The 17,933-nt window shown below is 56.8% G+C and carries 15 protein-coding genes and 1 tRNA gene; 6 read left to right on the forward strand and 10 right to left on the reverse strand.

The features are described from left to right. Positions 1–42 precede the first annotated feature (42 nt). The 3 genes from PG871_RS08780 to metF form a co-directional block, all read right to left on the reverse strand. Positions 43–1,851 (reverse strand): aminopeptidase P family protein, encoded by a 1,809-nt coding sequence (locus PG871_RS08780; protein WP_270728436.1) that lies wholly within the window; start codon positions 1,849–1,851, stop codon positions 43–45. Positions 1,852–2,065: 214 nt separating this feature from the next. Further along, positions 2,066–2,482 (reverse strand): PaaI family thioesterase, encoded by a 417-nt coding sequence (locus tag PG871_RS08785; RefSeq protein WP_333559660.1) that lies wholly within the window; start codon positions 2,480–2,482, stop codon positions 2,066–2,068. A gap of 150 nt (positions 2,483–2,632) precedes the next feature. Beyond that, positions 2,633–3,499: a methylenetetrahydrofolate reductase [NAD(P)H] gene (metF, locus tag PG871_RS08790; RefSeq protein ID WP_270728442.1), complete on the reverse strand. Its 867-nt coding sequence runs from the start codon at positions 3,497–3,499 to the stop codon at positions 2,633–2,635. A 98-nt stretch (positions 3,500–3,597) separates the two neighbouring features. On the opposite strand from metF, the gene PG871_RS08795 reads away from it, so the two are divergent. Together PG871_RS08795 and PG871_RS08800 are read left to right on the forward strand one after the other, a co-directional pair. Beyond that, complete coding sequence (locus PG871_RS08795) at positions 3,598–4,503, forward strand: LysR family transcriptional regulator (protein WP_270728755.1); 906 nt, start codon at positions 3,598–3,600, stop codon at positions 4,501–4,503. A 155-nt stretch (positions 4,504–4,658) separates the two neighbouring features. Beyond that, positions 4,659–5,693, forward strand: coding sequence for a Hint domain-containing protein (locus tag PG871_RS08800; RefSeq protein WP_270728444.1), 1,035 nt, complete (start codon positions 4,659–4,661; stop codon positions 5,691–5,693). Between the two features lie 119 nt (positions 5,694–5,812). On the opposite strand, the gene PG871_RS08805 is transcribed toward PG871_RS08800, so the two are convergent. Beyond that, positions 5,813–6,853, reverse strand: a complete 1,041-nt coding sequence (locus PG871_RS08805; protein ID WP_270728446.1) for an NADP-dependent oxidoreductase — start codon at positions 6,851–6,853, stop codon at positions 5,813–5,815. 184 nt (positions 6,854–7,037) lie between these two features. On the opposite strand from PG871_RS08805, the gene PG871_RS08810 reads away from it, so the two are divergent. Further along, positions 7,038–7,829: an inositol monophosphatase family protein gene (locus PG871_RS08810; protein ID WP_270728449.1), complete on the forward strand. Its 792-nt coding sequence runs from the start codon at positions 7,038–7,040 to the stop codon at positions 7,827–7,829. Positions 7,830–7,879: 50 nt separating this feature from the next. On the opposite strand, the gene PG871_RS08815 is transcribed toward PG871_RS08810, so the two are convergent. From PG871_RS08815 to putA, 3 genes are all read right to left on the reverse strand, one after another. Further along, entirely contained in the window at positions 7,880–8,248 is a 369-nt protein-coding gene (locus tag PG871_RS08815; protein WP_270728452.1) for a GFA family protein, read from the reverse strand. Continuing rightward, positions 8,245–8,991, reverse strand: coding sequence for a rhomboid family intramembrane serine protease (locus PG871_RS08820; RefSeq protein WP_270728757.1), 747 nt, complete (start codon positions 8,989–8,991; stop codon positions 8,245–8,247). Before PG871_RS08820 ends, PG871_RS08815 begins: the two co-directional genes overlap by 4 nt. 693 nt (positions 8,992–9,684) lie before the next feature. Then, positions 9,685–13,113 (reverse strand): bifunctional proline dehydrogenase/L-glutamate gamma-semialdehyde dehydrogenase PutA, encoded by a 3,429-nt coding sequence (gene putA / locus PG871_RS08825; RefSeq protein WP_270728454.1) that lies wholly within the window; start codon positions 13,111–13,113, stop codon positions 9,685–9,687. Between the two features lie 104 nt (positions 13,114–13,217). Here putA and PG871_RS08830 point away from each other — a divergent pair, with 104 nt between their 5' ends. From PG871_RS08830 to PG871_RS08840, 3 genes are all read left to right on the forward strand, one after another. Then, positions 13,218–13,691 (forward strand): Lrp/AsnC family transcriptional regulator, encoded by a 474-nt coding sequence (locus tag PG871_RS08830; RefSeq protein WP_270728457.1) that lies wholly within the window; start codon positions 13,218–13,220, stop codon positions 13,689–13,691. A gap of 36 nt (positions 13,692–13,727) precedes the next feature. Then, positions 13,728–14,276 (forward strand): tetratricopeptide repeat protein, encoded by a 549-nt coding sequence (locus tag PG871_RS08835; protein ID WP_270728460.1) that lies wholly within the window; start codon positions 13,728–13,730, stop codon positions 14,274–14,276. A 66-nt stretch (positions 14,277–14,342) separates the two neighbouring features. Continuing rightward, a tRNA-Leu gene (locus PG871_RS08840) sits at positions 14,343–14,429 on the forward strand. Positions 14,430–14,436: 7 nt separating this feature from the next. On the opposite strand, the gene PG871_RS08845 is transcribed toward PG871_RS08840, so the two are convergent. From PG871_RS08845 to PG871_RS08855, 3 genes are all read right to left on the reverse strand, one after another. After that, positions 14,437–14,589 (reverse strand): hypothetical protein, encoded by a 153-nt coding sequence (locus tag PG871_RS08845; protein WP_270728463.1) that lies wholly within the window; start codon positions 14,587–14,589, stop codon positions 14,437–14,439. A gap of 165 nt (positions 14,590–14,754) precedes the next feature. Then, positions 14,755–16,470: a methionine--tRNA ligase gene (metG, locus tag PG871_RS08850; protein WP_270728466.1), complete on the reverse strand. Its 1,716-nt coding sequence runs from the start codon at positions 16,468–16,470 to the stop codon at positions 14,755–14,757. Positions 16,471–16,562: 92 nt separating this feature from the next. Beyond that, positions 16,563–17,855 (reverse strand): MFS transporter, encoded by a 1,293-nt coding sequence (locus PG871_RS08855; protein WP_270728468.1) that lies wholly within the window; start codon positions 17,853–17,855, stop codon positions 16,563–16,565. Between the last annotated feature and the right edge of the window lie 78 nt (positions 17,856–17,933).

Genomic DNA, 17,933 nt, shown 5'->3' on the forward strand with positions numbered 1-17,933 from the left:
ACATAACGGTTCGATGACAATCAAGTGTAATTGTAGACGCTATTACAATGGTTCTGTGGCACGTTCCAACCATTGCAAGGTGTCCTTTGTGACCTTGTCGCGCAAAACGTCGCGGCATGTCGCGTGATATTCGTCTATCCAGTCCACTTCGGCTCTGGTGAGCATATGTTGGACAATCAGCGTCCGGTCAATTGGGACAAAGGTCAAAGTCTGAAACTGTAGCATTGCCCGATGCGCGTCTGACCCGGCAAGAGGCGGGGCTTTCTCGACCACCACAAGGTTTTCGATGCGAATTCCGAAGGCACCCGGACGATAGTATCCCGGTTCGTTGGATAAGATCATGCCGGGTTCGAGAGGAATGTCTCCGGCGCGCGACAGACGTTGCGGCCCTTCATGCACGCAAAGGTAGGCGCCAACGCCATGGCCAAGGCCGTGATCAAAATCCTGACCTGCTTTCCACAAAGGCGCACGTCCCATGGCCTCGATGTGTGATCCGGCGAGTCCGGCAGGCCAGCGCAAAGCAGACACCGAGATCATGCCTTGCAGAACGCGGGTAAAGGCTTCGCGCGCGTCTTGTGCGATGTCGCTCACGGCAAGAGTGCGGGTGATGTCGGTGGTGCCATCCCGATACTGCCCACCACTGTCCAAAACGATGAGATTCCCGTTTTGTAGTTGTCGATTGGTGTCTTCGGTGACGCGGTAGTGCATGATCGCCCCGTTTGGGCCCGCGCCCGCGATGGTGTCAAAGCTGATCTCTAGAAGGGCGTTGGTTGCGCGGCGGCTTTCTTCGAGTTTTGTTACGAGGTCGATTTCCGTTAATGCCGTTTTGTCTTGTCCGTCAAACCAGCTCAGAAAAGTCACAACCGCTGCGCCATCTCTGAGATGAGCGTCCTGCATGCCTTTGATTTCAGTTATATTTTTTCGTGCCTTTGGCAATGCACAGGGCGCGACATCAAATACGGTTGCGATGTTGGCGTTGGTCAAACTTTGTTGCACCGCAAAGGGCACGCTGTCTTTGTCCAGGCGGACCGGGGCTGTGGCGTTGCTTAGGGCCGTGGTCAATGTGGTCCAAAAGCTATCCTGAGCATGAAGTGTCACGTCAGGCCCCAAATGGGAGGTCAAGTGCTGGACTTTGTCCGGTCCCATCCAGAGATCAACCTTCCCATCGGCGTGAAGTGCGGCAAAGCCCTGTGCAAGCGGGTTGCGGGCAATATCTGATCCGCGAATGTTCAATAACCAGCAGATTTCATCGGGAAGGGTGATCACGGCCGCGCTATGTCCTGCGTCGGCCAACGTATTGCCAAGTCGCGTGCGTTTGTCGGCGCTGCTTTCGCCGGCAAAGTCCAAAGGCTGCGCCACCACAGGATTTGAGGGCGCGTCCGGGCGTTGTTCCCAAATTTGATCGACCAGATTGGGGCAGGGCTCCAACGTAATTTTGGTGTCCTTTAGAGCGGCTTTCAGTGCACTGATCTGGCCTGCTGTGTAGAGACGGGCGTCGAACCCGACGCGGCCCTCGGAAAGGTGTTGCGCAATCCAAGGTCCTGGCAAAACCTCAGGCCAATTGACCGGCGTGAAACACTGCGCGACTTGCTCTTTGACTTGCGTTCGGTACCTGCCGTCAACAAAAACACCGGCAATGTCGGGCAGAACCACACAAAAGCCAGCAGAGCCGGTAAAGCCGGTGAGCCAAGCCAGACGTTCGTCGCAGGCCGCGACGTACTCGCCCTGATGCGCATCCGCGCGTGGGATCAGGAAGCCGTCGATCTTGGCATCGGCCATAGCTGATCGCAGCTTTTGCAAACGCGCCGGTCCTTGTTCAGGTCTGGCGGTGACCTTGAAGTCCTGAAACATGTAATGTCGCTCCTGTGGTCTGCCTGATGGGGTGTTTCTGACAACAGGCGTCGGTCCCATTTTTCGAGTGATGGTCGTCGCGCGTTTCGAGGCGCCCGTCACCGCTGGCAGAATAACGCCCTGTCCTTAGAAGTGACCACCCCTTTTGCGCGCCAAAGGCGCGCGGGGCCCAAGCGCGTGGCGTGTGGGAGCAATTGGCGTGTGAAAAACCGCGTTAGCCGCGCTTGGGGCCATCCATCACAATGCATGTGGTGGATCCGGTCGCATAAAGGCGCCCATCATCGCGTCCCCGGATTTCTCCGTTCGCCACACCTGTTGACCGACCGCTGTGTTGTACCGTTCCGACCGCGTGCACGGTGGTGCCCACGGGGATGGGGCGGATGATATTCACCTTATATTCCAGTGTGGTATAGATTTGTCCGGCCTTTAACGTGGTTTGCACCGCACAGGCCATACAGCTGTCCAGGATCGTGCCGTACCAGCCCCCATGAACGGTGCCGAGCGGGTTCATGGTGCGAAATTCCGGTGTGCCTTCGAAGGTAACAGTGCCTTCCTCGGCCACGATGGGCCGGAACCCAAGAGCTTGCCCAATGGGCGGGCCGGCAATGTGGCCGTCAATGATGTCACGCATAAATTCTAGACCTGACTTGGACAAAACACTGTCCAAAGTCGCAAGATCTTGTGGACCCTGCGCATAGTGGTGTTGTGACATGAAAAGACCTCCCGCGTTTATTGCAGGAGGCCGGAATTTATCAGGACCCGCAAGAGGCGTGAGAGCGCGTTACGCCACGTTTTCCAATCGCACTTGCGGTGTAACACCAAGCGCGTGGCAGACATCGCGCGTCAGCTCAGGGCGGTTTAGCGTATAAAAGTGCAAAGCATCGACACCTTCGTCGAGAAGGTCCGAGCAAAGCTCGGTGCAAACGGCTGTTGCGAGTAGGTCCTCACGGTTGTCGCGGGTTGCCTTTTCAAACGCGTCCTCAAGCCAAGTCGGCACAGTTGTACCGCAGCGGCGCGCAAAATTGCGCACGCCTTTCCAGTTCTCGATCGGCAATATACCGGGAACGATCGGGGCCGTGATACCGGCTTTGGCGCAGGCATCGCGGAACCGCAGAAACCCTTCGGCCTCAAAGAAGAACTGGGTGAGAGCTTCGTCGGCGCCCGCATCTATTTTGCGTTTCAGCCAGTCGATGTCAGCCTGCATGTCCGCCGCCTCGGGGTGTTTTTCGGGGTAGGCGCCGACGCGGATTGTGAAATCGCCAGACCCGGACAGGGCTTCAATCAACTCAACGGAGTTGGCAAATCCTTCGGGGTGGGGCTGAAATCCGTTGCTGCCTTTTGGCGGATCGCCTCGCAAAGCGACAATCTCGTTCACGCCAGCATCGGCAAAATCGCGGGCGATCTGCAATGTCTCGGCCTTGGACGCGTTCACGCATGTCAAATGCGCCGCGACGTTTAGGCCAGACGATTTGTGCAACGTCGCCACGGCGTCGCGCGTCAGATCACGGGTTGTGCCGCCCGCACCATAAGTGACTGAGACAAAACGTGGATCAAGTGGGGCCAACGCTTGCACGGTGTCCCAAAGCCGAAAGGACGCTTCCAGAGACTGCGGCGGAAAGAATTCAAATGAAACTTGAGGCGTGGTCATGGTTTTCGGTCCTTAACTTGCGGTTGTCCTCAAGTCTCATACATGGCAATTATAAGCAAATTCATAATCCTCAAGAAGGTCATGAGCTTGATATGAAGATGCACATTGAGTTCCGGCATTTACGCACAGTGCGCGCCATACATGAATGCGGCGGGTTGGCGCGGGCGGCTGAGCGGCTCAACATCACGCAGTCGGCTTTGTCTCATCAAGTCAAAGGGCTGGAAGAGCAAGCGGGCGTCGAGCTGTTTGTGCGCCGCTCAAAGCCGATGACCCTGTCGGCGGCGGGGCTGCGGCTTTTGCGGCTGGCCAATCAGGTGTTGCCCGAGGTGGAAAAACTGGAGGCGGAGTTTAACGGCCTGCGGGATGGTCACTCGGGGCGCCTGCATATCGCAATTGAATGCCATGCCTGCTTTGAGTGGTTGTTTCCGGTGTTGGAACAGTTCCGCAAGGATTGGCCGGATGTGGATGTGGATATTCGCCCCGGACTTGCCTTTGATGCAATGCCAGCTTTGCAAAAGGAAGAGGTCGATCTTGTCGTGAGTTCAGATCCGGAAAACCTCGCAGGAATCTCGTTTTCGCACTTGTTTGACTATGCCCCTGTGTTTGTGGCCGCAGCACAGCACCCATTGGCACAGAAAAAATGGATTGAAGCTGAGGACTTTCGGGGGGAAACGTTAATCACGTACCCTGTGGAACGGGCGCGATTGGATGTTTTTTCTCAACTTTTGTCGCCGGCGAAGGTGGAACCGGCAGCGGTGCGTCAGGCGGAACTGACTGCCGTGATCCTGCTGCTTGTGGCGTCTAATCGCGGGGTTTCGGTGTTGCCAGACTGGGTTGTGCGTGAAGTGAAGTATTCATCAGATTACGTGACAAGACCGCTGACAAAACAAGGCCTTACGCGGCAACTTTATGCTGCGACCCGCAACACTGATTTGGACAAACCCTACATGAAGGATTTGATTCGATTGGCCGGCGCCGAGGCCCGACGTTTACAGGACGCTTAACTCTTTTTTGACGCCTAAATGGTAAATCTCCCCCTGACGAAGGCTCTGTCGTTGCGGCAATAAGGGCCTGTTCTGTTCTAGCTAGGGGGCAAGGGCCGGACTGTAATTTGATCGGCTGCCACCGGTCCGCAGGTCCGCGCTTTGCATAAGGTTACATGCCAACGACGTTTAATGTTATTTCAATTGGTCAGCTGGCCGACATCGACACCATCGAAGGCAACACCACCGCCGAAAATGCCAATGCTCTGGTTGGGCTGACGTTTGGCGGCGAGGGGGACGCGCTGGTCAATGATTTTGTAGAGCTCAGCCCGGTTGGAAATCCCGGTTCGGCCTATAACATGAACAACTCGCCAAGCGAGCAGTTCAGCATTGATGGCGGACCGGCGCAAACTTTTGATGCGACATCGGTGTACAACGCCACCATTACCTACATCGATGGCACGACAGCGACCTTTACCGCTGTTGTGATGCAGGATGTGAATGGAAACACCTATATCGCGCCCGAATTCTCCAATAATGCTGACCAGGCCGCGTTAGAGGCCGGGGCCATTCGTTCCATCAGTTTCGACAGCTTGCTGGGCAATCGCTACAGCGGCACCACAGCCAACCGAGAAGAGTGGGACTTTGTCCCTTGCTTTACGGCGGGCACTGACATTGTCACGCAAAAAGGCATGCGCAAGGTCGAGGAACTGCAGCCCGGCGACCGCGTGCTGACAATGGATCACGGCTATCAGGATGTCCGGTGGGTTGGACAGCGCGCAGTGGTCGGCCGCGGGTCTTTGGCGCCCGTGCAGTTTGATGTCGGCGCGATTGGCAATGACGAGGTTCTGCGCGTGTCTCCTCAGCACCGTATGCTGGTGACAGGGTGGCGTGCGGAAGTGAATTTCGGTGAGCGCGAAGTGCTTGTGCCAGCCATTGCGATGGTCAACGGCGACACGGTTCGACAGATCGAAAGCCAGCGCGTCACCTATGTTCACGTGATGTTTGACAGCCATGAGATCATTTATGGCGCAGGAGTGCCTAGTGAAAGCTTTATGCCCGGTGAAATGGGGCTCACGGCGCTGGGTGAAACTGTGCGCGATGAGATCTACGCGATTTTCCCCGAACTGAAGGACGAAGGCGTGGCCGCCTACGGGTGTGATGCCCGCCCAAGCCTGCGGAAGGGTGAAGGGGCGCTTTTGAGCCACTAAGGCAAAACAACGAGTTGATCGGTCTGGTGGTTTGGGCCGCCTGGCATCACTCGTCCAACTTCACAAAACAAACGGCACCTCAAATTTTAAGGTGCCGTTTTCACATTCAAAGCGTGAATCTAGATCACTTTAACCAGCTGTTTGCCCTTGTTGCGCCCTTTGAGCAGACCGCGGAATGCTTCGGGAGCGTTTTCCAATCCTTCGGCAACGTCTTCGACAAAGGCGATTTTGCCTTGCGCCATCATTGGTCCAACGTCACGCAAGAAATCCGGATAGCTGTCGAAGTGGTTTGAGATGATGAAGCCGTTCACAGACAGGAAGTTCACCAGAATGGATCGCCACATGCGCGGCCCAGTCAGCGCCTCGGCGGAGGCATCGGCACCAAGTGCACCGGCGTTGTACCAGGCGATCATTCCGCAGAGCGGAATGCGCCCATGCGGGTTCATCATTGGCAAGACCGCATCCAAAACTTTACCGCCGACGTTCTCAAAGTAGATGTCGATGCCTTTGGGACACTCGGCCTTGAGGGCCGCGCGCAATTCGCTGGCTGTTTCAAAGGCATAGTGGTCGACACAGGCGTCAAACCCGTAAGTCTCGAGGGCCATTTTGCATTTCTCAGGGCCGCCTGCGATACCAACAACGCGCAAGCCACGCGCCTTGGCAACCTGACCTACCATTGACCCCACAGGTCCGGTTGCGGCGGCCACCACAAGCGTTTCACCTTCTTTGGGTTTGCCGTATTCGATCAGGCCGAACCAGCCGGTGAAGCCGGGCATGCCCAAAACGCCAAGCGCGGTTGTGATCGGAGCCAGCTTTGGGTCAAGTTTGCGCATTTCGGCACCTTTGCCCACACCATGTGTCGCCCAGCCAAGCATGCCAAACGCAAAGTCGCCGGGGGCAAACCCGGGATGATTGGAAGCGATGACCTCACCAACTGTGCCGCCTTCCATGGTGCCGCCAATTGGCACGGGGGCAGCGTAGGATTTGGCATCGTCCATTCGACCGCGCATATAAGGGTCTAGCGACATATAGTGGTTGCGCACCAGAACTTCGCCATCGCCGATTTCGGGGATGTCCAAAGTTTCTAGGGTGAAGTTTTCATCGGTTGGTTCGCCAACAGGGCGGCTTGCCAAGACGATCCGCTGCATTTGTTCAGACATGGGTCGCTCCGTTTTGTGATCTGGCAAAATCTTGCGACTGGCGGGGCTATGACGCAAGGGTGGGCATGAAATCACGTGCTTTGGTGACGCCGCGTTTCGATTGGTGCTTGCCAGCACCGAAATGGCCTTGGCAAAAAGGGAATGGGGGCGTATACGCGCGCTCTTAGCCACAAGGAGCCGTGCCATGCCGGGCAGCGCAAATCTTAACATCATGATGAAGGCCGCCCGCAAAGCGGGCCGTTCGCTGGTCAAAGACTTTCGCGAGGTGGAAAACCTGCAGGTGTCGATGAAAGGCGCAGGCGACTTTGTCAGCCGCGCCGATATCGCCGCTGAAGAGACCCTGAAAGAAGAGCTGTTGGGTGCGCGACCAACCTATGGCTGGCTTGGTGAAGAAGGCGGCGAGCTGCCGGGCAAAGACCCGACACGCCGTTGGATCGTTGATCCGCTGGATGGCACCACGAACTTTCTTCATGGTATGCCGCATTGGGCGATTTCGATTGCTCTTGAGCACAAGGGCCAGATCGTGGCCGGCGTTGTGTTTGATGCGGCCAAAGACGAAATGTTCTATGCCGAAAAAGGCGAGGGTGCCTGGCTGAACGACAGCCAACGCCTGCGTGTGTCGGGGCGCCACAAGATGATTGAATCGGTGTTTGCGACCGGCTTGCCGTTTGGCACCCGCCCGGGTCTGCCTGAAACGCTTCAGGACCTGGCACGCGTGCTGCCGGTGACCGCTGGTGTGCGCCGTTTTGGCTCTGCCGCGCTGGACTTGGCTTATGTGGCTGCAGGGCGCTACGAGGGATATTGGGAGCGCGGGTTGCATTCTTGGGATCTGGCAGCGGGCATGTTGATCGTGAAAGAGGCCGGTGGCCTTGTGGAACCAATCAATCCGGATGCTGATATTCTGGAAGATGGCGAAATTCTTTGTGCAAACGAGCCGGTGTTCACCCAGTTCGCGAAAGTCATTCGCAAAGGGTGAAGCGAGGCGCTGCATCGGCGCCTCGGCAAACCGTTTTTTCTAAATCAAACCTAAGCGTTGCGGTCTGACGGGTGATTCACACCGTCGACCCAGCCTATGTGTCCAAGGTCGCGTGGGTTCACACCTTCGAGGGCGCCCAGATTGACGCCATATTCATTGGGATTTGATCGCCGTTTATGGTGGGTGTAGATGCCGCAGGTTTTGCAAAAGTAATGCTGAGCCGTGTTGGTGTTGAACTGATACAGCGTCAGATTGTCCGCGCCTTTTAGGATCTTTAGGCCATCTAAAGGCGCGCTTACGGCGGCGGCCCCACGACGGCGGCAGAAAGAACAGTCACAGCGCCGCGCCGTCGCCAGTTCATCGCTCAAGGTCACTTCAAGCTCCACAGCACCGCAATGGCATGTCAATTTGTGGCTCATTTTCTCCTCCGGACTGTTGGGACCTTGGACTGGCTAAGACGGTATTTGGTTTCCGGATGGGGCGGGTGGCCCTCAGTGCGTTGCCAAAAGGTGGTGGCACCGCGGCGCAGCCAGAGCGGCAAGCACAGTATCGCCCCGACAATGAAGCCGCCCGCGTGCGCCCAATGCGCGACGCCTCCGCCTGTGGCATCGGAAGCAATCCCGTTCAGCAATTGCAGGCCGAACCAGAGACCGAGCATTACCCAAGCCGGCACAGTGAAAATGCGGATGAAGATGATGATGATCAGCAGAATGTCCACCCGCGCCTTTGGGAACAGCAGCAGATAGCCACCCATCACGCCGGCGATGGCGCCAGAGGCGCCCACCATGGGGATCGGGCTGGCAGGGTTGGCCGCGATCTGTGCCGCGGCGGCGCCAACTCCGGACAGGAGGTAGAACACGAGAAAGCCGATGTGGCCCATTTCATCTTCTAGGTTGTCGCCGAAAATCCATAGAAACAGCATATTGCCAGCCAGATGCAGCCATCCGCCGTGCAGAAACATCGAGGTGAAGACACCATGCAGGTCGTCGCCACGCATAACTTCTTGAGGGACCAAGGCCCAGTCATTGAAGAAGGCACTTATCAGTCGCGGATCACCCATAATCGGTTGATAGGACAGGAAAATGACGATGTTGAGCACCAAAAGTGCATAAACGACATAGGGCGTACGGCCTGACGGGTTGTGATCGCGAATTGGAAAAATAACGGGCGGTCCTTCTTCATGCAGATCAGGCAGTTAAGCCGATCTTAGGTAGCGCGAAGGTAGCGGGCAACTTTGAAATCAATCTTATCCACAGCCAACCGCCCCTTGAAAGCCGCCTGACTGGCAAAAGGCACCATAGTGACCAAAGAGATGTTCTTGAACCTTTCTACTATAAACACAACATGTAGATGCGCCTGCGGGCAATTGCACAAAATACGGGTGCGAAAAGTTATCCACAGGTGTTACACACAAAAATACAATTTGCCCACATCGGGAGGGCTTGTGTAACTTGGGGGAGCGTAAAGGGAAGCCACTAGATTTAGTGGCTCCCTCTATCGCTGGCTCCGGCAGACCTGCCGAACGCTCAGCTCGTCGTCGCACAACGAGCATACGCGCTTGGCAGGTCATCGGGCAAGCCAAATTGAAGCTGACTTTGAGCCGATGTTCAGGGTCGAAAAAAGCGAGGTAAGATCATGGATATTAGTACCCTTGCCGATGTCAGTAATGTTGTTGCTGCGGTGGTATCTGTTGCCACTTTTGCGATGCTGTTTCTGGCATAGGCACCTAAGCCGCCCTTCGGGGCGGCTTTTTTGTGTCCATGGACTTCAAACGGCGAAAGCCAACGTGAGAAAGGCACTCAAATTTGTGTAACGTTTTGGTGCTCAACATTCGTTGAATTTGGAAAAAGTGGCTTTAGGACCCCGCGCCGCCCAGAAGCGCCGCATTGCCGCCAGCAGCCGTGGTATCCACGCAGATGTGTCGCTCGGACAAGGCGCGTGTCACATCCGGCATTTCTGTGATGAGGGGGACCAGTGCGCCATCTCGAGCCGCCAGGGCCACATCGTAGTCGCGCGCGGTGTTTGCCTCCCCCCAAAAGATGACGCCGCTGATGTTGGTCAGCTCTGCCAGCGCTTTGGCGTCGACGCCCGTATCTGCCGTGACGGCGATGCCGCCGAGCCCTTCGATGATGTGCGCCTGGGTCTGTGCAGCTTCCTCGCCGGGGCCAAGGCAAAGCACAGGCGAGCGGGCTTCCGTCGTGTGGCGGTTGGACTCACCAGTTGGCCCGGGCAAGATGGTGCTGGTCTGCGCTTTGCTTCGAATGGCTGCTGTTATGCGGTTTTGCAAATCGGTCGCCGCCGCAGGGCTTGACCAGGCCGACGCAGGGAGAGTTGGGGCAAGGTCTGGAGCGGTGAAGCGGGTCAGATAGTGCGGGCCACCAGCCTTTGGTCCAGTGCCCGAAAGGCCTTCACCACCAAAAGGTTGACTTCCAACAATGGCGCCAATTTGGTTGCGGTTCACATATATATTGCCTGCGCTTATCCGCTCGGAAACGTATTGAACCCTGTCGTCAATCCGAGTTTGAAGGCCAAATGTCAGACCGTAACCCGTAGCATTGATTGCATCGATCACATCGTCCAGCTCCTGAGACTTGAACGTCGCGACGTGCAAAACAGGGCCGAAAATTTCTTCTTTCAGATCGGCGATACCGCCAACCTTTATCAAAGTCGGCGCGATGAAGGTGCCGTTTTGTGGGATGGGCAATTGGTGCAGCAGGCGACCGTCCGCTTTGGCCTGCGCGATGTGGGTCGCGATGCGACGCTGTGCGGTGGTGTCGATCACCGGTCCACTGTCCGTCGAAAGGTCCCAAGGGTCGCCCAAGCGCAGTTCTTTCATTGCGCCACGCAACATGTCCAGCAACGTCTCTGCGATGTCTTCCTGCACATAAAGGCAGCGCAGCGCGGAGCACCGCTGTCCCGCCGACTGAAAGGCGCTTTCTACGATAGCGGTGACCGCTTGTTCCGGCAGGGCGGTGGAGTCCACTATCATTGCGTTTAATCCGCCAGTTTCCGCGATCAAAGGCGCTCCTGGGGTAAGGTTCTGCGCCATCGCGCGACGGATGCGCTGTGCCGTGGCTGTGGAGCCTGTGAAGGCAACCCCATCGACGCGTGAGTCCGAGGTCAGCGCCGCGCCGACGGTGGCGCCATCACCGGGAAGCAACTGCAATGCGGATCTGGGTACGCCGGCCTCGTGCAGCAGAGTCACGGCCAAATGCGCAATGAGAGGTGTTTGGTCGGCGGGCTTCGCCAAAACCGCATTGCCAGTCGCCAGCGCCGCAGCGATCTGGCCTGTGAAGATTGCCAGCGGAAAGTTCCACGGGGAGATGCAAGTAAAGGTGCCAACCGGGGTCGATCCAGAACTGCGAGCCGCATAATAGCGCAGGAAATCGACAGCCTCACGCAGCTCGGCGACTGCATCCATCGGTGTCTTGCCAGCCTCTCTCGCAAGCAAGGCAAAGATCGCGCCATAGTGTGCTTCATAGAGATCGGCGGCGCGGTTAAGCACAATTGTGCGCTCGGATGCGTCGGCGTCCCACAGAGTTGAACCGGACAACGCCGTCTCGACATCCTCAAGGCTCGCCTGTGACACGGTCCCGGGTGAATCCTCTTCCGAAAACGGGTTCCCGACCGGGATTGGCGTGTTCGGATTGGCCGGCGCAGCCAAAAGCGGGGCCGCGTGATATTGCGTTTTACGGTGCGGTTCGCGGTCGGTCTGCAAGGTATTTAAGGTCGGAATATCGGTCAGGTCGAAACCCTTGGAGTTTGGGCGCTCCGGCAAAAACAGCTCGGGGCCACGGCTCAACTTTGGGGCTGGATCCTTTAAGGCTTCGAATGGATCGCGTGCAATGACGGCTTCTGGCACGTCTTCGTCCACGATCTGGTTCACAAAAGAACTGTTGGCGCCGTTTTCCAGCAAACGCCGCACCAAATACGCCAGCAAATCACGGTGTGCGCCAACCGGCGCATAGATTCGACAGCGCGTGGATTCTTCCGTCAACACGATGTCGTGCAACGCTTCGCCCATTCCATGCAGGCGTTGAAATTCAAAGGCGGACTTGTCGTCCGCCATATGCAGGATCGCTGCAACCGTATGGGCATTGTGGGTGGCAAATTGCGGATAGATGCGATCGGTCATGGTCAACAGCTTGCGGGCGTTCGCGATGTAGGAGACATCGGTTGCCGGCTTGGTTGTGAATACCGGAAAGCTCTCAAGGCCTTCCACCTGAGCGCGTTTGATTTCTGTGTCCCAATAAGCGCCCTTGACCAGGCGCACCATGATGCGACGGTCAAGCCGCGTGGCAAGTTCATAAAGATAATCCAGAGTGGCCCCAGCGCGTTTGCCGTATGCCTGTACAACAATTCCAAATCCTTCCCATCCGGCCAGCGCGGGCTCGGCCAGAACGTCTTCGATCACATCAATCGAGAGCGACAGCCGATCAGCCTCTTCGGCGTCGATATTGAGCCCCATGCCCGCCGATTTCGCCAAAAGGGCCAAAGAGCGCAGACGTGGCACGAGTTCGCTCATCACCCGGTCTTTTTGCGCGATCTCATACCGTGGATGCAGGGCGGAAAGCTTCACGGAAATGCCGGGGTTGTCACGAATGTCTGGTCGGGTACAAGCGGTGGCAATAGCCGAAATCGCACGAGAGTAGGCAAGGTGGTACTGCATCGCGTCGGCATCAGTCTTTGCCGCTTCGCCAAGCATATCGTAGGAATAGCTGTAGCCCTTTTTTTCCATACCTTCAGCGCGTTGCATGGCGGAATTGATGTTTTCTCCCAAAACAAATTGACGTCCCATTTCTTTCATCGCACGGGCGACGGCGGTGCGAATGACAGGTTCACCCAGACGCTTTACCGCACCGCGCAAAGTGCCGATCAGACCGCCGTCACCTTCGTCCATGACCCGACCTGTCAGCATCAAGGCCCAAGTGGAGGCGTTTACCAAAGATGAGGTCGATTGGCCCAGATGACGACCCCAGTCTGAGGGAGCAATCTTGTCTTCTATCAGAGCGTCGATGGTGTCAGCATCCGGAACTCGCAATAGGGCTTCGGCAAGGCACATCAGCGCGACACCTTCGTCCGTGGATAGGCCGTATTCGGCAAGGAAGACTTCCATCATACCCGGGTTGGTGGCCGCGCGGATCTTGCGCACAAGGTCGGCACCTTGCTCTGAGATGGTCTTGCGATCAGCGGGCGAAAGCGCGGCCGCCTGAAGCAATGTCTCGATGACCTGCTGCTCCGCGGCATAAGTTGTTGCGTCGATCAATTGGCGTGACTGAGACATTGTGCGCTCCCTATTTGTGAATAGTATATCGCGTCATGACCAGTCGATTTCCCTAAAATTGTGCGGTAAGACGGAATTATTGATAAGAAATGGAGGGAATGTCAGTGCAAAACGATCATCAAGGGTTGGACCGATTGGATCGCGCGATTCTAAGCGTGTTGGCGCGGGATGGGCGCATTTCGATTACCGATCTGGCGCAGGAGATCGGGTTGTCAAAGAGTCCAACGCAATCTCGCCTGCGGCGTTTGGAGGCGTCTGGTGTGATCAAAGGCTACCACGCTTTGCTTGACCCAATTCGACTGGGGATGGATCACGTCGCTTTTGTCGAAGTTAAGTTAACGGAAACACGGGAGCAGGCGCTTCAGGCCTTCAATGCAGCTGTTCGCGAGGTGCCTGAGATCGAACAGGCGCATATGATCGCCAGCCATTTTGACTATCTCCTGAAGGTACGCACCACATCGATGAGCGCGTATCGCACTGTATTGGGAGAGAAAATTTCGACTTTGCCCTATGTCGGGAGCACCTCGACATACGTCGCGATGCAGGCTGTTAAAGAAACGGGACTCGCAGAGATGTGACTTTGTTGGCCGCCGAATTCGTGGCAGCCTCGGGTCATGAAGCACCTTGTTTTCCTCATTTGTCTTGCATCGCCCGTCTGGGCAGAAACACAGCCGTGTCCCGCGTCGCCGGACCATACCGGCTCGGTGGCCGAGCTTTTGTTGCGGGTTCAAAAGGCCAAAGACGAGACAACTGCCAAGATTATTTCCAATGAATTATGGGAGTTTTACGCGGATGCGCCGGACGCTGTTGCGCAGGAAATCCTGGACCGCGGCATGCGCAAGCGGGCGGCTTGGGATTTGTTGGGTGCACGGGAAGATTTTGACGCGTTGGTGGATTACTGTCCGCTCTATGCGGAGGGCTACAATCAAAGGGCGTTTGTAAATTTTTTGCGCAGCGATTTTCAGGCAGCACTTCCTGACTTGGAGAGGGCAATTGTTTTGTCACCTCAACATGTTGCGGCTATGTCTGGTCGCGCGCTGACGTTGATTGGTCTGGGGCGACAAGAAGAAGCGCAAGACGCATTGGCTGAGGCGTTGGCGCTCAATCCCTGGCTGCCGGAGCGCAGTTTACTACAAACGCCCGAGCCTGATCAGGAACTCTGATTTCCAGACTTTACACCTTTGCGCGAAACGCTATGGTCTCGCGGCTGGTGGGCTTTGCCTGCCGGAGCCCGCGTGGTGGAATGGTAGACACAGGAGACTTAAAATCTCTAGGCCGAACAGGCCGTGCCGGTTCGAATCCGGCCGCGGGTACCACCCTGAATTAGACGTTTTCTTTGCGCATCGTGATCAGCCCGACCACAAACAGCAGGATAAATGCCGCAAAGGCGCTGATACCGATCATCAACAGGGAAGCCGTCAGCAGTGGTGGCAGAGCGTCGATCAGAGCCCAGATAAAGTTTAGGATGGTTTCCATAGCGCGAATTCCTTTTGGAATAGACGGGTTGTGGCGTGAGCCGTTCCTCTGAAGTTAACAACTATCCAAGCGGCTGTCACTGAGGCAGATCAAATATCAAACGGTCCAAAGGCACGGTGGAGGCACATGAATACGGGCCCGTAAAGGCCCGTATTATCATGGAAATTAGGCCTCACGTTTGCCTGCAAATTTTTCAGACCATTCTTCGCGTTCGTCATCCGTGATTTTTCGGAACGTCACATCAGGCACGGCAAACGCGTGACCAGGGGCCAGAATTTCAAGTGCGGTGGCCACATCGTCAGGCCAGTTGGTATGGTCTGACTGCATTGCGGCCATCAATGTGGCTGAAGCGTCAGGGATAAACGGCGCGGAAATAACGGCGTAAAAGCGGATCAGGTTCAGCGCCAAACGGATTTGCGCGGCTGCTTTGTCCGGGTCTTCTTTGAAGGTCGACCAAGGCGCGGCGTTTTGCAGGTATTCGTTGCCAGCAACCCAGATCGCACGAAGCTCTTGCGCAGATTTGCGCACTTCCATGTCTTGCATGTGCTGTTCATACGCACGCATACGGGCTGAAAGGTCTGCGATAAGCGCCTGTTCCGTCTCACCAAATTCCCCGCCGGCGGGCACCTCTTCGCCAAACTTGGAGCGGCAGAATTTTGTGACGCGGCTAACAAAATTGCCAAGCACGTCGGCGAGGTCTTTGTTGGCGGACTGCTGGAAATTTTCCCACGTGAACTCGCTGTCAGAGCTTTCCGGTGCATGGCTGAGCAGCCACCAGCGCCAGTAATCAGATGGCAACAATTCCAGCGCCTGATCCATAAACACGCCGCGCCCACGAGAGGTTGAGAACTGACCGCCGTCATAGTTCAAGTAGTTGAAAGACTTGATGTAATCGACAGCTTTCCAAGGTTCCTCGGAGCCCAAAATGGTCGCGGGAAATGACAGGGTGTGGAACGGCACGTTATCCTTGCCCATGAACTGGGTGTAGGTCACGTCGTCCGCGCCTTTGTCGGTGCGCCACCAGCGTTCCCAGTCGTCGCCTTTGCCGGCGTCGACCCATTCTTGGGCGCAGGCGATGTATTCGATGGGGGCGTCAAACCAGACGTAGAAGACTTTGCCTTCCATGCCGGGCCAGTCTTCGCCGCCTTTTTTTACCGCCACACCCCAGTCCAAATCCCGTGTGATTCCACGGTCTTGCAGGCCGTCTCCGTCGTTGAGCCATTTGTTGGCGATCGACGTTGTCAACACAGGCCAGTCTGTTTTGCTGTCGATCCATGTCTGCAGTTTTTCGCGCATTTGCGACTGGCAGAGGAAGAGGTGTTTGGTCTCGCGTTCCTCCAGATCGGTGGAGCCGGAGATGGTGGAATAGGGGTTGATCAGGTCGGTTGGATCAAGCTGTTTGGTGCAGTTGTCACACTGATCTCCGCGCGCGCTTTCAAAGCCGCAATTGGGGCAGGTTCCCTCGATGTAACGATCTGGCAAGAAGCGTCCGTCAGCGTTGGAATAGATCATCTTTTCAGAGACTTCGCGGATCAAGCCCATGTCGGCAAGGCGGCCTGCAAAGTGTTGTGTAAGCGCATGGTTTTGCGGGCTTGAGCTGCGGCCATAGTGGTCAAAACTCAGGCGGAAGCCTTCGGCGATTTTGGCCTGCACATCATGCATTTCGGCACAGTAGTCAGCGACATCTTTACCGGCTTTTGCAGCGGCCAATTCGGCGGGTGTCCCGTGTTCATCAGTGGCGCAAAGGAACAGAACTTCGTGGCCGCGCGCGCGCATGTAGCGGGCAAACAAATCCGCCGGAAGCTGGCTACCGACGAGGTTGCCGAGGTGTTTGATGCCGTTGATATACGGCAAGGCCGAGGTGATCAGATGACGCGCCATGATGTTGTTTCCAAACTATGTGTTGGCTCTCATCTAGCCCAATCTGCGGAGCGGTTCTAGGGGCAGAAATTGGTCTCGGTATCGCGTCCGTATCACGTCGGTTTCGCGTCGGTGTCGTTTTCGTCATCTGGGGGTGCGTCGTTTTGCGGCTCTTGGGTGCGTGTCGGCTTTTCCCGCTGGCGGCGGGTGATGCGCCCGATGGTGAAAGATGTGCGTGGCGCATAGACGTAGCGTGTGCGGTTTTCGACGGTCGGACGTGCCAGCATGCGCGACAGGCCAAAGATGATCAAAAGCGCATGCCCGACAGCGATCATGATGAAGAGCGCGCCGGGGCCAAATTGCTCAATCAGGCGGGAGGCAAAAAGGGGCGCGCCAATCGCGCCGACTGCAAAGAAGAACATCAGCGCCGCTGAAAGTTCGACGCGTTCCTCGGACGTGGCAAAGTCATTCGCGTGGGCAGCTGCGACCGAATAGATCGGAAAGGCGGTGAAGCCAAAGAAGCTGGCGTTGAGCATCACGGCGGTGGTGGAGCCTCCGCCGATCATCACGGTGGTGCCGCAGGAGATCACAGCGGCGGCCGAAAGCCAGATCAAGACCCAGCGACGGTCAAATTTGTCGGCCAACCAGCCGACTGGGTACTGTGCAATCGCGCCGCCAAGCACGAAGGCGGCCAGAAACCAGGCGATCTGGCTGGTGGCCAGCCCAACTTCGGAGCCATAAACCGGGCCAACCATACGAAAGCTGGCGGAGCTGAGGGCGGCAACGATTACGCCTGCCACCGCGAGTGGAGAGCGCGCCCATGCGAGTTTGGGGCGCAAGCGCGGGGCGTCGGGGGTTTTGGGTTGTTGCGACGTGGTCAGGGTGATGGGCAGGATCGCGGCACAGCAGATCAGCGCAAGAATGTTGTAGGAGACATATTCAGCAGGCGCGAGCACGCTGATCACCAGCTGGGCTGCAAGCGATGCCCCCATATCAACCACGCGATAGGTGCCCATGGCGCGGCCACGGGTTTCGTTGGTGACTTTGGATTGCAGCCATGCCTCTACCACGGTGAAACATCCCGCGACGCACAGTCCCGACGCGATGCGCATCACGGCCCAAGCCGTGGGATCAACAATGATGAAGTGGCCCAGAATGCCGATGGCCCCAGTGGCTGTGAACGTCGCGAAAGCGCGGGAGTGACCAACCGAGCCCATCAGGCGTGGTGCCCACCAGCAGCCAACAAAGAAGCCAAGGAAGTGGGCCGAGCCCAAAAGACCGATTTGCGCAGTGGAAAAGCCCAGCGTCAGGCCTGAGAGCGCATCCATTGGACCCAAGCCTCCAGAGCTGAGTTGCAACAAGATGACCGAGAGGAACAGGGCCGAGAAAGAGATGATCATGCGCATAAGGCCAGCATGACAGCATTTGTGGCATGCGCCAGAGGGGAAGCGACAAGGTGGCGTCGTTTTTGCCTCGCTTTTGAA

It is taken from the genome of Shimia sp. Alg240-R146, assembly GCF_947331465.1.
GTDB lineage: Bacteria > Pseudomonadota > Alphaproteobacteria > Rhodobacterales > Rhodobacteraceae > Shimia.

Coding starts and splice junctions, on each gene's coding strand:
- PG871_RS08780 (WP_270728436.1), bottom strand. CDS start 1,851: ATGTTTCAGGACTTCAAGGTCACCGCCAGACCTGAACAAGGACCGGCG.
- PG871_RS08785 (WP_333559660.1), bottom strand. CDS start 2,482: ATGCGTGACATCATTGACGGCCACATTGCCGGCCCGCCCATTGGGCAA.
- metF (WP_270728442.1), bottom strand. CDS start 3,499: ATGACCACGCCTCAAGTTTCATTTGAATTCTTTCCGCCGCAGTCTCTG.
- PG871_RS08795 (WP_270728755.1), top strand. CDS start 3,598: ATGCACATTGAGTTCCGGCATTTACGCACAGTGCGCGCCATACATGAA.
- PG871_RS08800 (WP_270728444.1), top strand. CDS start 4,659: ATGCCAACGACGTTTAATGTTATTTCAATTGGTCAGCTGGCCGACATC.
- PG871_RS08805 (WP_270728446.1), bottom strand. CDS start 6,853: ATGTCTGAACAAATGCAGCGGATCGTCTTGGCAAGCCGCCCTGTTGGC.
- PG871_RS08810 (WP_270728449.1), top strand. CDS start 7,038: ATGCCGGGCAGCGCAAATCTTAACATCATGATGAAGGCCGCCCGCAAA.
- PG871_RS08815 (WP_270728452.1), bottom strand. CDS start 8,248: ATGAGCCACAAATTGACATGCCATTGCGGTGCTGTGGAGCTTGAAGTG.
- putA (WP_270728454.1), bottom strand. CDS start 13,113: ATGTCTCAGTCACGCCAATTGATCGACGCAACAACTTATGCCGCGGAG.
- PG871_RS08835 (WP_270728460.1), top strand. CDS start 13,728: ATGAAGCACCTTGTTTTCCTCATTTGTCTTGCATCGCCCGTCTGGGCA.
- PG871_RS08845 (WP_270728463.1), bottom strand. CDS start 14,589: ATGGAAACCATCCTAAACTTTATCTGGGCTCTGATCGACGCTCTGCCA.
- metG (WP_270728466.1), bottom strand. CDS start 16,470: ATGGCGCGTCATCTGATCACCTCGGCCTTGCCGTATATCAACGGCATC.
- PG871_RS08855 (WP_270728468.1), bottom strand. CDS start 17,855: ATGCGCATGATCATCTCTTTCTCGGCCCTGTTCCTCTCGGTCATCTTG.